The following is a 16,369-nucleotide window of genomic DNA, read 5'->3' as shown; positions in this document are numbered from 1 at the left end:
ATCAGTATCGCGAATGATCAGAACGGCATGACCACGAGACGTGTTTGCGTGAATTCGAGCATGCCGTGCTTGCCGTCGTCGCCACCGAGACCCGATCGCTTCCAGCCGGCGTGATAGCCCTGGTATGGGTCGGCGGGCGTGCGGTTCACATAGAGTTCGCCCGCCTCGATCTCGTTGGCGACGCGCATCGTCGTGCGGTAGCGCTCCGTATAAAGCACTGACGACAGACCGAACTGGTGATCGTTGGCCATGCGCAGCGCGTCGTCGAGCGTCTCGTACGCGAGCACGGGCAGCACCGGGCCGAAGATCTCTTCCTGCACGATCTCCATGTCCTGGCGGCAATGTGTGAGCAAGGTGGCCGGATAAAAGTGGCCTTTGCCTTCGGGCAGGTAGCCGCCCGTTTCGAGCTTCGCGCCTTCGGCCAGTGCGCGCTCGACCATCGCGTGAATCGCCGTGCGGGCGCTCGCGCTCACGAGCGGGCCCATGCGCGTTTCGTCTTCGGCGCGGTCGCCAAAGCGCACCGCGCTCATCTTCTCGCGCAGCAGCGCGACGAAGCGGTCATGCACCGAGGTGTGCACATACACGCGCTCGATCGCCGTGCAAAGCTGGCCGCAATGCGTGGTCTTCGAGCGCACGATGGCCGTGGCGGCCGCTTCGAGATCGGCGTCGTCCCCGATGATCGCGGGCGTCTTGCCGCCCAGTTCCAGCGAGGGCTTTGCGATGTTTTCCTTGCAGTAGTCGAGCACCTTGCGGCCCGCCGCCACGCTGCCCGTGAGCGTGATCATGCCCACGCCCGGATGCGTGCAGAGCGCCGCCGCCGTCTCGTGGTCCATGGCGAGCACGTTGAAGACGCCCGCGGGAAGTCCCGCTTCCTGCGCGGCTTGCGCCACCTCGAACGCCGAGCAGGGCGTGTGGTTGCTCGGGCGCACGACCACGGCGTTGCCCGTGATGAGCGCGGGCGCGACCTTGCGCAGCAGCGTGTAGACGGGAAAGTTGAACGGGATCAGGCACGCGGCCACGCCAATCGGCTCGCGCATGAGAATGAGGTTTTCGTTCTCGCTGTCGCTCGGAATGACTTCGCCTTCAATGCGCCGCGCCCATTGCGCGTGGTAGCGCAGGATTTCGGCGGCGTACTGCGCTTCGGCGGTGGCGTCTGCCACGCTCTTGCCCGACTCGGCGGCAAGCGCCGCGCCGATGCGCGGCGCGCGCGCTTCGATGACGTCCGCGAAACGGTTGAGGATCGCGCCGCGCGCGGCGGCGGGCAGCTTGCGCCACGCGCGTTGTGCGGCTTGTGCCGCCTCGACGGCATGCATGACGTCGGCAACGCTTGCGGCACTGACCTGGCCGATCGCGTCGCCGGTTGCGGGATTGTGGACGGCAATATGCGGCCCTTGCGCGCCGACGAACTGCCCGTTGATGAAATTGAGGTCTGATCGCATGAATTGCCGCCCGTTCGGCGTGGCCGCCGCTACTGGAGAAAGGGCAGTATCTGTGCGGCATCAGGACGCGACAAACGATTAATTGTCGAGCGGAGCATGCGAAAAACGCATGCTCAAAAAAGGCCACGCGCAACTCGACCGCATGATCATGGGGCGTGGAATTTCATGCGTCGGCGCTGTGCCGAAGCGACGAAAACGCATGCCAGGAAGGTCGCAAAACGTGACGCTCCCCACCTTGCTTGTTATAATTCGATCACGCAGACGAAACAAATCTAACGCCCGGCAAGCGCGCACTTGTACCCATGCAGCGTGCCGGACAACCCACACCATGGCCAAAACCGACCGGCTGCGCGCCCTTGCCGACGCGCTCGCAAAACACAACGTCATGCATCTGCGCGATGCGGCCAGCGTGCTTGGCGTCTCCGAAATGACGGTGCGGCGCGATATCGCCGCGACGCCCGAACGCTTCACGTATCTGGGCGGCTATATCGTGAGCGCGCAGGACGTGCCGAACACGGCCGGTTACTCGCTCGAACACGAAAAGGACCATTTCGCGCAGGCCAAGGCGCAGGCCTCCGCGCACGCGGCGCGGCTCATCGCACAAAACGACACGGTGTTCATCGACTGCGGCACGACGCTCGCGGCGCTCGCGCGCCTCATCCCTTCGCAGTTGCAGATCACCGCCGTGTGTTATTCGCTCAACGTGGCCGAGATTCTGCGGCGCATGCCCAACGTGCGCATGATTTTGCTGGGCGGGGTGTACGTGCCCTCATCGGACTCGTTTTCGGGCGAGGAAAGTCTCGAAACGCTGCGCCGCATGGGCATCAACAAGGCGTTCATTTCAGCGGGCGGCGTGGATACCCAGCGCGGCGTAACGTGCTGGAACTTTCACGAAGTCGCGCTCAAGCAGGCCGCCATGGCCAGCGCCGTGGAAAGCCATCTCGTTGTGGACGCAAGCAAGTTCGGCGTTGTGAAGGCGTGGCGCTTTTCGCAGGTGGATGACTTCCACTCCATCATCAGCGAGAAAGGCCAGACGCTGCGCGGGCAAGGCGCATAAGGTCAACCGGCGCGAAGGCCGGTCGCGCCAACGAACACACGCGCGTTCTCAGCCGCGCCGGCGCAGCGCGAACAGCGTGCCCGCCACCAGAATGAACGCGCCGACAATCACCTTCTGCCAGGTGCTCGGCACACCCACGAGTATCAGCACGTTGTTGATGAGCGTGACGAGCGCCACGCCCAGCAGCGTGCCCACCACGGTACCGCTGCCGCCCGTGATGCGCGCGCCGCCCAGGATCACCGCCGCGATTACGTCGAGTTCCGAACCCACGAGGTCGAACGGATTGGCGAGCCGGTTGTTCGACACGTGCAGTATGCCCGCCACGCCCGCCAGAAACCCCGTATAACCGAACACGAAAAGCCGGATCGCGCGCAGGTTGAAACCGAGCCGCTCCGCAATCGCGGTGCTGCCGCCCATGGCGTACACGCCGCGCCCCATCATCGTGCGGTTCAGCAGCCACCACGTAAGAAGCGCGCCCGCCACGAGCGCAAGCGCCGAGACCGGCAACACCGCGTTGAGCCCGTCGGCTGTCTTGTAGGCGATCAGCGGAATGCGGCCGAAATGATCCATGCTGTGCGGGATGTTCATGAAGAACGTCGTGCCGATGAACGTCAGCAGCAGGCCGCGATAGAGGTATTGCGTGCCGATCGTGACGATCAGCGACGGCGCCTGGAGCCGGTGCACGAGCAGGCCGTTGATCACGCCCAGCAAGACGCCGCCCACGGCGCCCGTGAGCAGGATGAGCGCGAACGGCGCATCGGGCCACCAGGCGAACACGGCCTTCGTGATTGCATACATGGTGAGCGCGCCGATGGCCGTAAACGACACGTCGATACCGCCCGACGCCAGCACGACGAGCGTGCCGAGCGCGAACAGCGAGGTGGTCGTGGCCGAGTGCAGCAGGTCAAACAGCGTGGCCCACTGGAGGAAACGCGGGTTGATCGAGGCGACGATCACGCAGGTGATCACGATCAGCGTGGCCGTGAACCACTCGGGATTGCGCGCGAGCTTCGCGCGCCAGTTCAGCGCAACACGCTGACGCGCGACTTCGACGGTATTGGACGACGTGCTCATTGTCTGATTCATGCTCATGCGGGGTCCGGCAAACGTTACGCGGAATACGCGGATTTCATGCAGCCTCGGCAAGCAGCGCGCGATACAACTGCGCCTCGGTCAGCCCTTCGGCGCGGTGCTCCTCGGCGAGATGCCCTTTGCGCATCATCAGCACGCGGTCGCAGTTCTGGAGCAGTTCGGGCAGATCGTCGCTCACGAGCAGAATGCCGATGCCGCGCTGCGAGAGCCGCTGCATGATGCGATAGATGATGTCCTTCGAGCCGACGTCCACACCCACGGTCGGCCCGTGCAGGATCAGCACGTGCGGGTCGATGGCGAGCCAGCGGCCGATCAGCACGCGCTGCTGGTTGCCGCCCGAAAGCGACTGCACCGCTTTGTCCACGTTGGGCGTCGCGATCTGCAACTCCTTGACCGTCTCTTCGGCCAGCGCGCGCGCACGCGTGCGGTCGATCTGGCCGAAGCGGTCGCGCAGGCCCGCGATCATCGCCGTGATGACGTTGTCGCGAATCGGCTTGTCGAGAAAGAGCCCTTCGTTGAGGCGGTCTTCCGGCACATAGCCAATGCGTTCGCGGCACGCGTCGCCGGGCGTGGCCAGCCTGATCGCGCGGCCCTCCAGCACGATCTCGCCCTGGTCCGCGGGCGCGACGCCCGCAAGCGCGCGCGCCAGTTCATTGCGGCCCGAGTCGAGCAGGCCCGTCACGCCGAGGATCTCGCCGCGATGGAGCGCGAACGACACGCCCTCGAACACCCCGGCGCGGCCGAGTCCGCGCACGTCGAGCAACACTTGCGCGTCGGGCAATGCATTGCGGTAGCGTTCGACGGAAAGCTCGCGCCCCGTCATCAGTTCGCTCAACTGCGCCTTGGTGTAGTCGGTGATCGGGCCTTGCGTGACTTTCTGGCCGTCGCGCAGCACGATCACCTCGCCGCCTATTGCATAGCATTCGTCGAGCTTGTGGCTCACGAACAGCACGGTCACGCCCTGCGCGCGCAACTGGCCGAGCACGGCGATGAGGTTGGTCACTTCCTTTTGCGTGAGCGACGTGGTGGGCTCGTCCATGATGACGAACTTCGCCTCGCTCGCGATCGCGCGCGCGATCGCCACGAGCTGGCGCGTGGCGAGCGGTAGTTGCTCGATCAGCGTGGACTGGAACTCGGCGTCGCCGGGCAGGCCGACGGCCTTGAGCGCGCGCGCGGCCGTTTGCGCCAGTTCGCGGCGATCGAACGTGCGCGCAAGGCGCCCGCCGTGCTCGGCCAGTTCCGCCGTAAGGCCCACGTTCTCCGCCACGCTCATGTTCGGCAGCAGCGAAAGATCCTGATAGACGGTCTCGATGCCCGCCGCCAGCGATTCGAGCGGCGAGAGCCGCGCGTGGCGCGCGCCGTCGATCACGAGTTCGCCTTCGTCGGGCGGCTGCGCACCCGAAATGATCTTGATGAGCGTGCTCTTGCCGCAGCCGTTTTCGCCGAGCAGGTGATAGATCTGCCCGCGCTCGAACGTGAGCGTCACGCCGCGCAGGGCGTGCACGCCGGTAAAGCGCTTGTGCACGCCGAGCACCTGCAATAGCGGTTCTGATGCCATGTCGTCTCTTCGTGACGTTGCGATGAAGCGCGCGCCGGTTCGAAACCGTTGCGCGCGCCACGTTCTCCCGATCAGAAGTTGTATTGCTTGTAGTTCGACTTGTCCACGCTCACCCAGCCCTGGCCGCGCACGATCACGCCCTTGCCGGGGCCCTTCGACACCGTGACTTTCTCGTAGCCGGGCAGGCCGAGATTCGCGCCATCCTCCACCGTCTTGCCGTCGATCAGCATCTTCGCGATCTTGTTCATCGCGAGGCCCGCGAGCTTCGGATCCCAGAACGCAATGCCGTTGATCGCGCCGCTTTCGAGGTACTTGCCGGCTTCGGTCGGCAGACCGGTGCCGTACACGCAGATCTTGCCCTGCAAGCCCGCTTCCTCGACCGCGCGGCCAATGCCGATCACGTCGAGCGAGGACGAGCCCTGGAAGCCCTTGATGTCCGGGTGCTTGCGCAGCACTTCCTTGGCCACTTCATAGGCGCGCTCGCCGTCGTTGTTGGTTTCGAGGTTCGTCTCGACCAGTTGCATCTTCGGGAACTTCTTTTTCGCGTTGTCGATGCCGCCGTTGGCCCATTGCACCTGCGAGCGGCTGCCGAGCGAGCCGACCATGGTCGCCCACTTGCCGTCGTCGTGCATGCACGAGGCGAGGCGGTCGTTGAGCGCCGCGCCATAGGCCGAGTTGTCGAACGCCTCGACGTCGACCATGGTGTTCTTCTCGTTGTCGGCCTCGTGGGTGACGACCTTGATGCCGCGATCCATCGCCTTCTTGAGCGCCGGTTCGAGCGTGGGCGGGTCATAGGGCACGACGGCAATCGCGCTCACTTTTTTCGCGATCAGGTCGTCGATGATCTTCAGTTGCTGCGCGGCGTCGGCACGCCCCGGACCGGTCTGGTAGACCGCGACGTTCGGGTTGTCCTTGCCGAACTGCTTGACGCCTTCGTCCATGCGATTGAACCAGCTGATGCCGGTCACTTTCACCACGGTCACGATCGTCGGGTTTTCCGCCGCGTAGGCCACCGCCGCCACGGCCGCCATGCCGGCCGCGAGTGCGCAAGCCGTGAGCGCCACGCTGAGTCGCTTGATCTTCATGTTCGATGTCTCCGTTTTTTATGTATCGATCCGCGCTTTGCGCCTGTGCGCTCGCCGCGGTCCCAAATCGCCCCGAAATGGATCGCGGCGCGCCTCCGAGGCTCGAGGCGCGCCCGCTACTCGAACCAGCCGGTCAGCCGGGCGCCGGCCCTTTGCCGCCCTTCTGCGCCGGGGACTGCGCCCCGGCGAGACCGAAAATCGCGCGCACCCGCTCGCCGCCCGCGAAGGCGAGCGAGGCCAGCAGCAGGAAGCCCCAGGCGCAGTCGCCGAAAAACTGCGAGACGCCCATGAGATTGAAAAGACTGGAAAGGAATTGCAGCACCGTGGCCGCGAAAAACACGCAGATGATGCGGCCATAGCCGCCCGCCGGATTCACGCCCCCCATCACGGCGATGAGAATCGCGATCAGCAGATACGAGTTGCCGTAATCCCATTTCGCGCTGAGCGTGTGCGAAACGCTCACAAGCCCCGCGAGCGAGGCGAGCACGCCGCACATCGCATAGGTGGTGATAAGCATGCGCGCGCGCGGAATGCCCGCATAGAAGGCGGCGCGCTGGTTCGTGCCCATCAGGTAAAGGCGCAGTCCGAACGGCGTGCGCCGCAGGAGCCAGCCCAGCAGCACGACCACGGCGACGAACAGCAGGAATGAGATCGGCACCTGGAAGAACGTGCCGTTGCTGATGTCGGCGAGCGGTTCGACATAGTCCACGTGCACCGAAGCGCCGTTGCTCAACGCCACCGCGAAGCCGGTGAAAAGCAGTTGCGTGCCGAGCGTGCACAGAATGGGCGTGAGCCCGAGCCGCGCGATCACCACGCCGTTGAGCAAGCCGCCGATCAGCCCCATGCCCACTACGATCACGCAAAAGAGCGCGGTGTAGAGCACCGGCGAGTCGTCGCCGCTCACGAGACGCGGCACCACGAGCGCGGCGATCATGCCGGAGAGGTTCGCAAGCCCGACGCCCGAGAGGTCGATACCGCCGTTGCCCGAGAGCATGGAGAGCATGATGCCCAGCGCGAGCAGCGCGACTTCGGGCAATTGCGCGCCCATCGATTGCAGATTGTCGATGCCGACGAACTGGCCGCGCGAGACCCACACGGCGACCAGCACGACAAGCAGGTTCACGGCCAGCAGGAAGTTCAACTGCCGGTCGCCGAACCAACTGGCCAGGAGAGCAGACTTCATGGACCTCGTCCTTTGCAATGAGTTTGCAGCGGGGCTTGCCGCTTTTGCGTTGCTATTGCGTTGCTCAATGCGCCGCGGCGCTTGCCGAGCGCGCGAGCATCGCGTCGACTTCCTCACGGCGCGGCATGGAAGGCGCGGTGCCGGGCCGCGTCACGGAAATGCCCGCCAGCGCGCAGCCAAAGCGCGTGGCCGTGAGCGGATCGTCTCCGCGCGCCAGCGCCGCCGCGAAGCCGCCCGTGAAGCCGTCGCCCGCCCCCGCCGTTTCCACCACCGGGCCGCAATGGAACGCGGGCAGCAAGACCGATGCGTCGCGCGTATGGAGCAGCGCGCCGGCTTCGCCGAGCGTCACGATCACCGCGCCCGCGCCCTTGGCGAGCAGCACGTCGGCGGCGCGCCGCGCGTCGTCTGCGTTGCGGATCTCGACGCCCGTGAGCGCCGTCGCCTCGGTTTCATTGGGCGTGACGTAGTCGCACAGCGCAAAGATGTCATCGGGCAGCGACATCGCGGGCGCCGGATTGAACACGGTCAGCACGCCGTGCCGCCGCGCGATTTCGAGGCCGCGCCGCGCGGCGCCGAGCGGTTGCTCCAGTTGCGTGACGAAGACCTGGGAGGCCGCAATATCCACTTCGATCGCATCGGCGTCGCCGGGCTCCATCGTCCCTGCCGCGCCCGCCGCCACGATGATCGCGTTCATGCCGGTCGTGTCGTCCACGAAGATATGGGCCGCGCCCGTGGCCATGCCCTCCACGGCCCGCGCGCGCGCCGTGATGCCTTCGGCGGCCCACGTGGCGTGCGCGATGTCACCGAACGCGTCCTTGCCCACGCGCGTGCAGAACACCACCTGCGCGCCCGCGCGCGCGGCGGCCACGGCCTGGTTCGAGCCCTTGCCGCCCGGCCCCATTGCGAACGCCGAGCCCGCGAGCGTCTCGCCGATCATCGGCATGCGGCTCGCGCGAAACGCGAGATCCGTCACGTAGATGCCGAGAATGACGACGCGCCCGCTCATTGGCCGGACTCCTTCGCGCGCGGCGCGTCGGGTGCGAGCAGCACGCCCTTGGCGAACACGAAGCAGCCGTAGCCGCGCGCCTCGCCCGTGGCAATCACGCAGTACGCCTTGCGCGCGCGCGCATAGAAGGCATGACGCTCGATGGGCGCGAACGGCACGGCGCGCCCTTCGGCGGCGTCGACCTCGGCTTGCGCCTCGCGCTGCACGGTCGGGATCGTAGCGGGCTCGCCCACCACTTCCATGCGCATGGCCGGCGCTTCGACAAAGGTGTCGAGCGGCAGCACGGAGAGGATCGCGCGCACGGCGCGTGGCGCGTCGGCGCCGTCGATGCGCAGCAGCTTGCCCAGTACCGTTGCGCGCGCAACGGAATCGGCGGGAAAGTTGGCGTCGCAAACCACGAGTTCGTCGCCGTGCCCCATGGCGCGCAGCGCTTGCAGGACATCGGCGTTCAGAAGCGGGTCAAGATTCTTCAGCATTGTTGTCTCCTGTCGATCAGAGTTAGCGCTTTAGCGTTTGCTCTGGTCCCATGCAAAGCGCCGTTTGGGTCGGCGTGGCGCGTTCTTTTCGCAGCGCTCAGTCGCCGTACGGTATCCAGATGTTCTTCACCTGCACGGCCTGGCGCAGGAACGGCAATCCTGCGCTCGTCCGGTCGAACCAGTCAACCTCGCGGCCGTGATCGACGAAGGTCCGCTTGAGGTTGCCAACCGACTCGCGCTCCGCGAGGGCCGAATCGCCTGCGGTGCCGAAGCACCAGAGCGCGTCCACGTCATCGTGCTTCGCGAGCGCCGGCAGCAACGCGGCGCGTTCGCCAGTGAGGATATTCAGCGCGCCCGCGGGCACGTCGGACGTTTCCACGACCTGGTAAAAGTCCGTGGCCGCAAGCGGGCTCGCCTCGCTCGCGAGCGCGACCACGCGATTGCCCATCGCGAGCGCGGGCGCGATCAACGAAACGAAGGCGAGCAGCGGCGCTTCGTCGGGGCAGGCCACGCCCACCACGCCCAGCGCCTCATGCATGGCGAGCGCCACGCCGCGCAACGGCGGCGTGTGCACCGCGCCGTCAAACTTGTCGGCCCATGCCGCATAGCTGAACAGGCGGTCGATGGCCGCTTCCACCTCGCGCTCGGCTGCGCGTGCGTCATGGGCCGCGCGCCGGGTGAGCTGGCGCGCGAATTCCTCCGCGCGCGCGCTCAGGTTTTCAGCGAGGTAGTAAAGCACCTGGGCGCGGCCGTGCGCGCTCATCTGCGTCCACTTGTGCGCGCCGCGCGCGGCGGCCACGGCGTCGCGCACGTCCTTGCGGCTGCCCGCGCCCACTTCGCCCACCCATTCGCCGCCCGGCGCATGAACCGCGTGCGAATAGCCACTGTCAGGGCGTACCTGCTTGCCGCCGATAAAAAGCTTCGCAGTGCGATCGAGCCCTGCGTTCGTTGCCGCAACGTCATGGGCTACCGCGCGCGTTTCGCGCGACACGCGAAGCGGCAGCTTGCTCCATGCAGCGGGTTTCAGATATTCGTATACGCCTTCCTTACCACCTTCGCGGCCGAAGCCCGATTCGCGGTAGCCGCCAAAGCCCACACTCGCGTCGAAGAGGTTCGTCGCGTTGATCCATACCACGCCGCATTGCAGGCGCGGCGCGATATCGAGCGCGCGGCCGATGGTCTCGCTCCACACGCTGGCGGCCAGGCCATAGCGCGAATTGTTGGCGAGCGCCACGGCCTCCTCGGGCGTGCGAAAGCTCATGGCTGCGAGCACGGGCCCGAAGATTTCCTCCTGCGCGAGCGTCGAGGCCGGACCGACGCCGGTGACGAGCGTGGGCGGGTAGAAGCAGCCGCCGGCAGGCAATTCGACTTCGTGCGGCTGCCACACGGTGCAGCCTTCGCGCCGCCCGGCCTCCACCAGCGTTTCAATGCGTTCGAGTTGCACCGGATCGACGATCGCGCCAATGTCGATGCCCTTGTCGAGCGAAGGCCCCACGCGCAGCGTCGCCATGCGGCGCTTGAGCTTCGCGATGAAGCGCGCCTCGACGCCTTCCTGCACGAGCAGACGCGAACCGGCACAGCACACCTGGCCCTGGTTGAACCAGATCGCGTCCACCACGCCTTCCACCGCGCCGTCCAGGTCCGCGTCGTCGAATACGATGAACGGCGACTTGCCGCCCAGCTCCAGCGTGAGCGACTTGCCCGTGCCCGCCGTCGCGGTGCGGATAAGGCGGCCCACTTCGGTCGAACCGGTGAAAGCGATCTTGTCGACGCCGGGGTGCTCGACGAGCGCCGCGCCCGTTTCGCCGTCGCCGGTCACCACGTTGAGCACGCCCTTGGGCAGCCCGGCGCGATGCGCGAGTTCGGCAAACAGCAGCGCAGTGAGCGGCGTGTACTCGGCGGGCTTGAGCACCACGCAGTTGCCGAGAGCGATGGCGGGCGCCACCTTCCACGCGAGCATGAGCAGCGGGAAATTCCACGGCACGATCTGGCCAATCACGCCCAGCGGCGACCAGCCGGTCAGTTCGGCATCCTGAAGTTGCGCCCAGCCCGCGTGATGCAGGAAATGACGCGCGACCAGCGGCACGTCGATATCGCGCGCTTCGCGTATGGGCTTGCCGTTGTCGAGCGCTTCGAGCACCGCGAACAGGCGGCTATGCCGCTGCACCATGCGCGAGAGCGCATAGAGATGCCGCGCGCGCGCGGCGCCGCCCATGGCGTGCCATTCGGGCTGCGCCGCGCGCGCCGCCGCCACTGCGGCGGCCACGTCGGCCGCTTCGCCCTGCGCTACGGTGGCGAGCGCTTCGCCCGTTGCCGGCGCGCGCACGTCGAAGCGCGCGCCGCCGTCGCGCTGAAACCACGCACCGTCGATGAAATGCCCGAAGCGGCCGGCGTGCTGCGCAAGCCACGCGCGCACAGGCTGGTCGTCCTCGGGGGCGGGACCGTAATCCATGGTTCGAAAGTACTCGGCTACGCTCATCGGTCTGGTCTGCTCAGGCTGCGGGGTGGCGGTGGAAGGCCGAATAACGGCCGCTCACGTGGTGTTCGAGCTGGCGTTCGATGTCGGCGAGCAGGCTCGACGCGCCAAAGCGGAACAGCTCGGGTTCGAGCCACGGCCGCCCCAGTTCTTCCTTCATGAGGATCTGATACGCAAGCGCGGTCTTGGCGCTCGACACGCCGCCCGCGGGCTTGAACCCCACCATCGCGCCGGTGCGCTCGCGGTACTCGCGGATCATGCGCACCATCACGAGCGAGACGTCGAGCGTTGCGTTGCTCCCTTCCTTGCCCGTGGAAGTCTTGATGAAGTCCGCGCCCGCCATCATGCAAACCATCGAAGCCCTGGCGATGTTCGAGAGCACGCGAATGTCGCCCGTGGCGAGAATCGCCTTTAGATGCGCCTCGCCGCAGGCCGCGCGAAACTCGCGCACTTCGTCATAGAGCGCGCGCCAGTTGCCCGTGAGCACGTGCTCGCGCGTCACGACGATATCGATTTCCTGCGCGCCGTCCGCAACCGACGCCTCGATCTCCTTGAGCTTGAGCGCATGCGGATTGAGGCCTGCCGGAAAGCCCGTGGAAACGGCCGCGACCGGAATGCCGCTGCCCGCCAGCGCTTGCACGGCGGCGGCGACGAAACGGTGGTAGACGCACACGGCGCCGGTCGTGATGGTGTTGGGCGCGAAGCCGAGCGCCGCGAGCAGGTCGGCACGCACGGGGTGGCGCGCCTTCATGCACAGGCGCTGCACGCGGCCTTCGGTGTCGTCGCCGTTGAGCGTGGTGAGGTCGATGCAGGTGATGGCCTTCAGCAGCCAGGCAGCCTGCGCGTCTTTCTTGACGGCGCGGCGCGTGCCGAGCGTGGCCGTGCGCCGCTCGACGGCCGACTGGTTGACGCGCAGCGCGTCGAGCCAGGCCGCGTCGAACGCCACACCGGCATTACGCGCGGTGTGCGCGGCAGGGCCGCCGCGCAACACGACAAGCGAGTTCGTTGAAGCTTCTGACATAGGCTGGGAGGCGAATTTGTGCAATGCACATCAAACCGTGATGGTTTATTCGCACCCATCCTATACCTGTGAAATGATCGTGACAATACTAGTTACGATCCTATCTACGGGGGTTTCGGGTTAACACCGAACCCCTTATTCCGATCCGGTTGCCAGGCGATAGCGCACGAAATCGTCGGCGGCGACGAACTCGTCGTAGAGCTTGCGCGCGGGATTGTTCTCGCGCGTGTGCCAGTAAAGACGCGACCAGCCGCGCGAGCGCGCCAGTGCAATGAGGTCTTCGATCAGCCGCCGCCCTACGCCCTGACCGCGGCAAGCCGGATCGACGTAGAGGTCTTCCAGATAGCAAAGCGGCGCGACAACCCACGTGCCTTCGTGAAGCACGCACAGGCTGAAGCCCGCCACGCGCCCCTCGACCTCGGCGATGCGCCCGAACAGCGGCACAGTCGCGTCGAGCATGCGCTGCCAGGTGCGCTCGCTGATATGCGGCGCGACGTCGGCTTCGTAGAACGCGTTGTAGCCGGCCCAAAGCCGGAACCATGCGTCGCGGTCGGCGGCCGCGACGTCGCGGATAACCATTGCGCCAGACATTCAGGATTCGGATGCTTCCCTGAGGCTCGCGAGCGACGCGCGTTGCTTGCCGTCGGCGTCGAAGTTATCGGGCGAGAGCCACGTTTCGAACGCCTGCTTCACGAGCGGCCAGTCCTTGTCGATGACGGCGAACCAGGCCGTGTCGCGATTGCGCCCCTTGTACACGATCGCCTGGCGGAAGATGCCTTCGAACTGGAAGCCGAGGCGCAGCGCCGTTTTGCGCGAGGGCGCATTGAGGCTGTCGCACTTCCATTCGTAGCGGCGATAACCCAGTTCGTCGAATACATAGCGCATCAGCAGATATTGGGCTTCGGTTGAAATCGGCGTTTGCTTCAGGCGCGGCGAAAACGTCACGCTGCCCACTTCGATCACGCCGTGCACGGGTTCGATGCGCATGAGCGCGAACGTGCCCACGGCCCGGCCGCTCGCGCGGTCGATCACGGCATAGTGAAACGGGTCACCGGACGCCGCGGCCTTGGCCAGGTATTCGCGAAACACGGCGAAATCGGCGAACGGCTCGGCGAACAGGTAGGTCCAGTCGCGCCCGTCCGGCGCTTCGCAATAGGCCTCGTAAAGATCGGCGGCGTGGCGTTCGAGATCGATCGGCTCGATGAGGCAGAACTGGCCCTCGATCGTCACGCGCGCGGGCCGCTCGCGCGGCTGCCAGGCGGTGACGGGTTCGCCGACAGGCTGCTGGTATTCGTTCAATCGTGTTGCCATGCGTGACACTCTCCTCGTGCGCGGCGCGGGCGCCGTAGTGGGTCATAGCGGGCCATCGCGCTCCATAACGGGGTCAAGTTACCGCAGTCGTGGTCCCTTGCAAAGATCCACGAGCGGCGGTCCCGGTGGAACCACGCACGAATTCGAATTCGTCCGATATCCCCGTTCGCGTCCGCCGCCTATCCTGACTCCTGTCTCGTCATCCAACGCACCGGGAGAAAATCATGGGTCCGCAACTGCTCGTCGATACTTCGTCGCTGATCAATCGCCTCGACACGCCGATCGCGCGCGGCAGCGTTCCGGCCAGCGAGCGCACCGACCAGGTGAAGGCGCTCGTCGCGGGCATGTTGCTGTTTCTGCCCTTCCTCGCCGCTTACGTCGCATTGTCCAGCCGCCAATAAGCACGGCGGGACGAAGCTGATGACGCTCCTCGCAGCGCAATGGATGGCGGCACGCCCGCAGGAAGCGCTGATGCCCTTCCTCTCTTCGGCTCACGCCGTCGCCCAGTTCGTTCATGCCCGGCACGGATGGCTCGTCAGCTTCGAGGCTGCGCTCTTTTGCGCGGCGTTTTCGGTGGCGGTGGTCATTGGCGTCTACTTTCTGCTTGACAGGCTATAACGCCATCAACCTTTCTCGTTCCATGTTCAAACCTAACCCGCCGCGCGGCCGCATGAGGCAACCGGTCAACCCCGACAGCCTGCTTGCCGGGATCGTCGAGCGTCACAACCATCTGTATCTCGACGTGGCGATGTGCGTGGGGATCGTGGTGCTGGTGGGTTGCATGGTCGTCGGGGCGCGCGCGCTGGACGACTGGCTTCCCCTCGCCATGCTGATCCGGTAATTCGTTCGCAGTACGTAGGCTGGCCTTTCGCCTCAGCGACGGCCACCCGCAAGCCGCGTTGCTTCGGGATGACGCCTCAAGCGCAGCATCGCCACGCAGCCGAGCGCCGGTCCGATGGCCAGCATGCCGAAGCCGCCCCGCCAGCCAAGCCACGCCACCACGTAAGGCACGAGATGGATGCTCACCAGCGTGAGCAGAAACCCCGCGCAGGTTTGCGCCGTGAGCAGCGTGCCGACCGAAGCCGGATCGGCCAGCTCGGCCACGCTTGCCGAGAACTGCGCCGAATCGGCGATCACCGAAACGCCCCATACGAGCGCGACCGCGCCCATCACGAAGAGCGGCGCGCCCGCGAGCCAGCCCATTAGCGCCGCGCACGTGGCGCTCGTTGCCATGGCGCCCACCGTCACGGCGGTGCGGCCCACGCGGTCCGCGAGCACGCCCCCGAGCCACGCGCCCGCCGCGCCGATCGCGATCACGGCGAACGTCATCCATTCGGCGCGCGTGCGCGCGTTGGCCACGCCGCGTGCGGCCAGCGTTTCCTGGAGAAACAACGCGAGCCATGCCCACATCGCGTACAACTCCCACATGTGGCCGAGGTAGCCGAGATTGGCCAAGCGCAACGCGGGACGCCGCCAGGCCTGCGTGACCTTCGCGAAGTCGATGCGCGTCGCGCGGCGAATGTTCGGCCCGATCCCCGCGAAGCCGATGAGCCCGGCCGCACACGCCGCACAAGCCGCCGCGACGCCGTAGATCGTGCGCCAGTCGAGTCCGCCCGTGGCGGCAAGCAGATGGGGGCTTGCCGAGCCGAGCGTGAGCGCGCCCACGAGCAACCCGACCAGCAGCCCGAGGTCGCCCTGCGCCCACGTGGCCGCGAGCCGCATGCCGACCGGGTACACGCCCGCCATGCACATGCCGGTAATGAAGCGCAGTGCGATGACCGCGCCGCCAACGGGCGGCAGGAATGCGAGCGCCGCCGTGGCCGCAGCCGCCACGAGCGCGGAGCCCGCCAGCAAGCGGCGCAGATCGTAGCGGTCAGGCAAAGAGAGCAGCGCCGAGGTGACGGTGCCCGCCACGAAGCCGAACTGCACGGCGCTCGTGAGCAGAGCCTCGTCGAATGCGGCAATGGCGTGCGCCTGCTTGATGACGGCGACCACGGTGCTCGACGAGAACCACACGCCCATGGCCGCGACCTGCGAGAGCAGCAGCAAGGCAAGCGATGCGGCCTTGCCGCGTGGCGCCGTTGCGGGTTCGGGCGGGCGCATTTCGTCGGAGGAATGGGCGCCTGCGGTAGCCTGGGGCGGCGGGCGCGCCACGTTCAGGCCGCCGCCGCGTGCGCCTGCGCGAGCACGCGATGAAACGCGCGGCCGAACCAGATCAGGCCGTCGCGCCCGCCCACCATGCGCGCGGCCTTGATCTCGCAGAAAAACACGGTGTGGGTGCCCACTTCGGTCACGCGCGTGATGCGGCAATCGAACGAACTCACCGCGCCGCGCAGCGCGGGCGCGCCTGTTTCGAGCCGGTACCAGTCGCCGCACGCGAAACGCTCGTCGAGCGCCATGTCCTTCGTGGCGAAACGCGTGGCCACCTCGCGCTGATCGGCGGCCAGCACGTTCACGCACAGGTGACCGTTCGCGCGCATGATCGCGTTGTTGCGGCTCGCGCGGTTGATGCACACGAGCAGCGTGGGCGGCTCGTCGGTCACGCCGCACACGGCCGAGGCCGTGCAGCCCGCGCGGCCCGCCTCGCCGTCGGTGGTGACGATGTTCACGGCGGCCCCAAGGCCCGTCATGGCGTCGCGAAAGAAGGATTTGTCGATCATGTTCT

Annotated in this window: 15 protein-coding genes and 1 pseudogene; 4 read left to right on the top strand and 12 right to left on the bottom strand. The window is 66.6% G+C overall.

All coding sequences use genetic code 11. From position 1 onward, the window contains the following. Positions 1-17: 17 nt before the first annotated feature. Positions 18-1,439 carry an aldehyde dehydrogenase gene (gene aldA, locus C7401_RS22440; RefSeq protein ID WP_112173594.1) on the bottom strand — a complete coding sequence of 474 codons (1,422 nt, stop codon included), beginning with the start codon at positions 1,437-1,439 and terminating at the stop codon, positions 18-20. A 328-nt stretch (positions 1,440-1,767) separates the two neighbouring features. Between aldA and C7401_RS22435 the strand changes: the two genes are divergently transcribed. Next, a complete protein-coding gene (locus tag C7401_RS22435; RefSeq protein WP_112173593.1) occupies positions 1,768-2,496 on the top strand; it encodes a DeoR/GlpR family DNA-binding transcription regulator in 729 nt (242 codons plus the stop codon). Between the two features lie 48 nt (positions 2,497-2,544). Here C7401_RS22435 and C7401_RS22430 read toward each other — a convergent pair whose 3' ends face one another. From C7401_RS22430 to C7401_RS45630, 9 genes and pseudogenes are all read right to left on the bottom strand, one after another. Continuing rightward, positions 2,545-3,588, bottom strand: a complete 1,044-nt coding sequence (locus C7401_RS22430; RefSeq protein WP_112173592.1) for an ABC transporter permease — start codon at positions 3,586-3,588, stop codon at positions 2,545-2,547. A gap of 37 nt (positions 3,589-3,625) precedes the next feature. Further along, the gene (locus C7401_RS22425) at positions 3,626-5,146 is read right to left on the bottom strand and encodes a sugar ABC transporter ATP-binding protein (RefSeq protein ID WP_112173591.1); all 1,521 of its coding nucleotides are present in this window, start codon (positions 5,144-5,146) and stop codon (positions 3,626-3,628) included. A 71-nt stretch (positions 5,147-5,217) separates the two neighbouring features. Continuing rightward, positions 5,218-6,231 carry an autoinducer 2 ABC transporter substrate-binding protein gene (locus C7401_RS22420; protein ID WP_112173590.1) on the bottom strand — a complete coding sequence of 338 codons (1,014 nt, stop codon included), beginning with the start codon at positions 6,229-6,231 and terminating at the stop codon, positions 5,218-5,220. 133 nt (positions 6,232-6,364) lie between these two features. Then, entirely contained in the window at positions 6,365-7,414 is a 1,050-nt protein-coding gene (locus tag C7401_RS22415) for an ABC transporter permease (RefSeq protein ID WP_112173589.1), read from the bottom strand. A 64-nt stretch (positions 7,415-7,478) separates the two neighbouring features. Next, on the bottom strand, positions 7,479-8,420 hold the full coding sequence (locus C7401_RS22410; protein WP_112173588.1) for a ribokinase: 942 nt from the start codon (positions 8,418-8,420) through the stop codon (positions 7,479-7,481). Beyond that, the gene (locus tag C7401_RS22405; protein ID WP_112173587.1) at positions 8,417-8,896 is read right to left on the bottom strand and encodes an RbsD/FucU family protein; all 480 of its coding nucleotides are present in this window, start codon (positions 8,894-8,896) and stop codon (positions 8,417-8,419) included. The genes C7401_RS22410 and C7401_RS22405 overlap by 4 nt, the downstream gene beginning before the upstream one ends. Positions 8,897-8,993: 97 nt before the next feature. Continuing rightward, entirely contained in the window at positions 8,994-11,375 is a 2,382-nt protein-coding gene (locus C7401_RS22400) for an aldehyde dehydrogenase family protein (RefSeq protein WP_112173586.1), read from the bottom strand. A gap of 13 nt (positions 11,376-11,388) precedes the next feature. Next, complete coding sequence (gene deoC, locus C7401_RS22395; protein WP_112173585.1) at positions 11,389-12,393, bottom strand: deoxyribose-phosphate aldolase; 1,005 nt, start codon at positions 12,391-12,393, stop codon at positions 11,389-11,391. A gap of 135 nt (positions 12,394-12,528) precedes the next feature. Further along, positions 12,529-13,704: pseudogene (locus C7401_RS45630) on the bottom strand (GNAT family N-acetyltransferase). Between the two features lie 224 nt (positions 13,705-13,928). On the opposite strand from C7401_RS45630, the gene C7401_RS45055 reads away from it, so the two are divergent. The 3 genes from C7401_RS45055 to C7401_RS45050 are packed head-to-tail and all read left to right on the top strand — an operon-like array spanning position 13,929 to position 14,545. Next, positions 13,929-14,105 carry a hypothetical protein gene (locus tag C7401_RS45055; protein ID WP_181565648.1) on the top strand — a complete coding sequence of 59 codons (177 nt, stop codon included), beginning with the start codon at positions 13,929-13,931 and terminating at the stop codon, positions 14,103-14,105. A gap of 19 nt (positions 14,106-14,124) precedes the next feature. Continuing rightward, entirely contained in the window at positions 14,125-14,322 is a 198-nt protein-coding gene (locus C7401_RS22380) for a hypothetical protein (RefSeq protein WP_112173582.1), read from the top strand. 52 nt (positions 14,323-14,374) lie between these two features. Then, complete coding sequence (locus C7401_RS45050) at positions 14,375-14,545, top strand: hypothetical protein (RefSeq protein WP_165842026.1); 171 nt, start codon at positions 14,375-14,377, stop codon at positions 14,543-14,545. Between the two features lie 32 nt (positions 14,546-14,577). Here C7401_RS45050 and C7401_RS22370 read toward each other — a convergent pair whose 3' ends face one another. Both C7401_RS22370 and C7401_RS22365 read right to left on the bottom strand, forming a co-directional pair. Then, positions 14,578-15,807, bottom strand: a complete 1,230-nt coding sequence (locus C7401_RS22370) for an MFS transporter (protein ID WP_112173580.1) — start codon at positions 15,805-15,807, stop codon at positions 14,578-14,580. A 53-nt stretch (positions 15,808-15,860) separates the two neighbouring features. After that, a complete protein-coding gene (locus C7401_RS22365; protein ID WP_112173579.1) occupies positions 15,861-16,364 on the bottom strand; it encodes a flavin reductase in 504 nt (167 codons plus the stop codon). Between the last annotated feature and the right edge of the window lie 5 nt (positions 16,365-16,369).

Source organism: Paraburkholderia unamae, from assembly GCF_003268775.1.
Classification (GTDB): Bacteria; Pseudomonadota; Gammaproteobacteria; order Burkholderiales; family Burkholderiaceae; genus Paraburkholderia; species Paraburkholderia unamae.
This window is presented reverse-complemented; position numbering and strand designations above follow the sequence as displayed.

Bases quoted from the DNA above. Each gene is read 5' to 3' on its own strand.
- C7401_RS45050 (WP_165842026.1), top strand. From the start codon at position 14,375: ATGAGGCAACCGGTCAACCCCGACAGCCTGCTTGCCGGGATCGTCGAG.
- C7401_RS22425 (WP_112173591.1), bottom strand. From the start codon at position 5,146: ATGGCATCAGAACCGCTATTGCAGGTGCTCGGCGTGCACAAGCGCTTT.
- C7401_RS22400 (WP_112173586.1), bottom strand. From the start codon at position 11,375: ATGAGCGTAGCCGAGTACTTTCGAACCATGGATTACGGTCCCGCCCCC.
- C7401_RS22380 (WP_112173582.1), top strand. From the start codon at position 14,125: ATGACGCTCCTCGCAGCGCAATGGATGGCGGCACGCCCGCAGGAAGCG.
- C7401_RS22370 (WP_112173580.1), bottom strand. From the start codon at position 15,807: ATGCGCCCGCCCGAACCCGCAACGGCGCCACGCGGCAAGGCCGCATCG.
- C7401_RS22405 (WP_112173587.1), bottom strand. From the start codon at position 8,896: ATGCTGAAGAATCTTGACCCGCTTCTGAACGCCGATGTCCTGCAAGCG.
- deoC (WP_112173585.1), bottom strand. From the start codon at position 12,393: ATGTCAGAAGCTTCAACGAACTCGCTTGTCGTGTTGCGCGGCGGCCCT.
- C7401_RS22365 (WP_112173579.1), bottom strand. From the start codon at position 16,364: ATGATCGACAAATCCTTCTTTCGCGACGCCATGACGGGCCTTGGGGCC.
- C7401_RS22410 (WP_112173588.1), bottom strand. From the start codon at position 8,420: ATGAGCGGGCGCGTCGTCATTCTCGGCATCTACGTGACGGATCTCGCG.
- C7401_RS22415 (WP_112173589.1), bottom strand. From the start codon at position 7,414: ATGAAGTCTGCTCTCCTGGCCAGTTGGTTCGGCGACCGGCAGTTGAAC.
- aldA (WP_112173594.1), bottom strand. From the start codon at position 1,439: ATGCGATCAGACCTCAATTTCATCAACGGGCAGTTCGTCGGCGCGCAA.
- C7401_RS45055 (WP_181565648.1), top strand. From the start codon at position 13,929: ATGGGTCCGCAACTGCTCGTCGATACTTCGTCGCTGATCAATCGCCTC.
- C7401_RS22420 (WP_112173590.1), bottom strand. From the start codon at position 6,231: ATGAAGATCAAGCGACTCAGCGTGGCGCTCACGGCTTGCGCACTCGCG.
- C7401_RS22435 (WP_112173593.1), top strand. From the start codon at position 1,768: ATGGCCAAAACCGACCGGCTGCGCGCCCTTGCCGACGCGCTCGCAAAA.
- C7401_RS22430 (WP_112173592.1), bottom strand. From the start codon at position 3,588: ATGAGCATGAATCAGACAATGAGCACGTCGTCCAATACCGTCGAAGTC.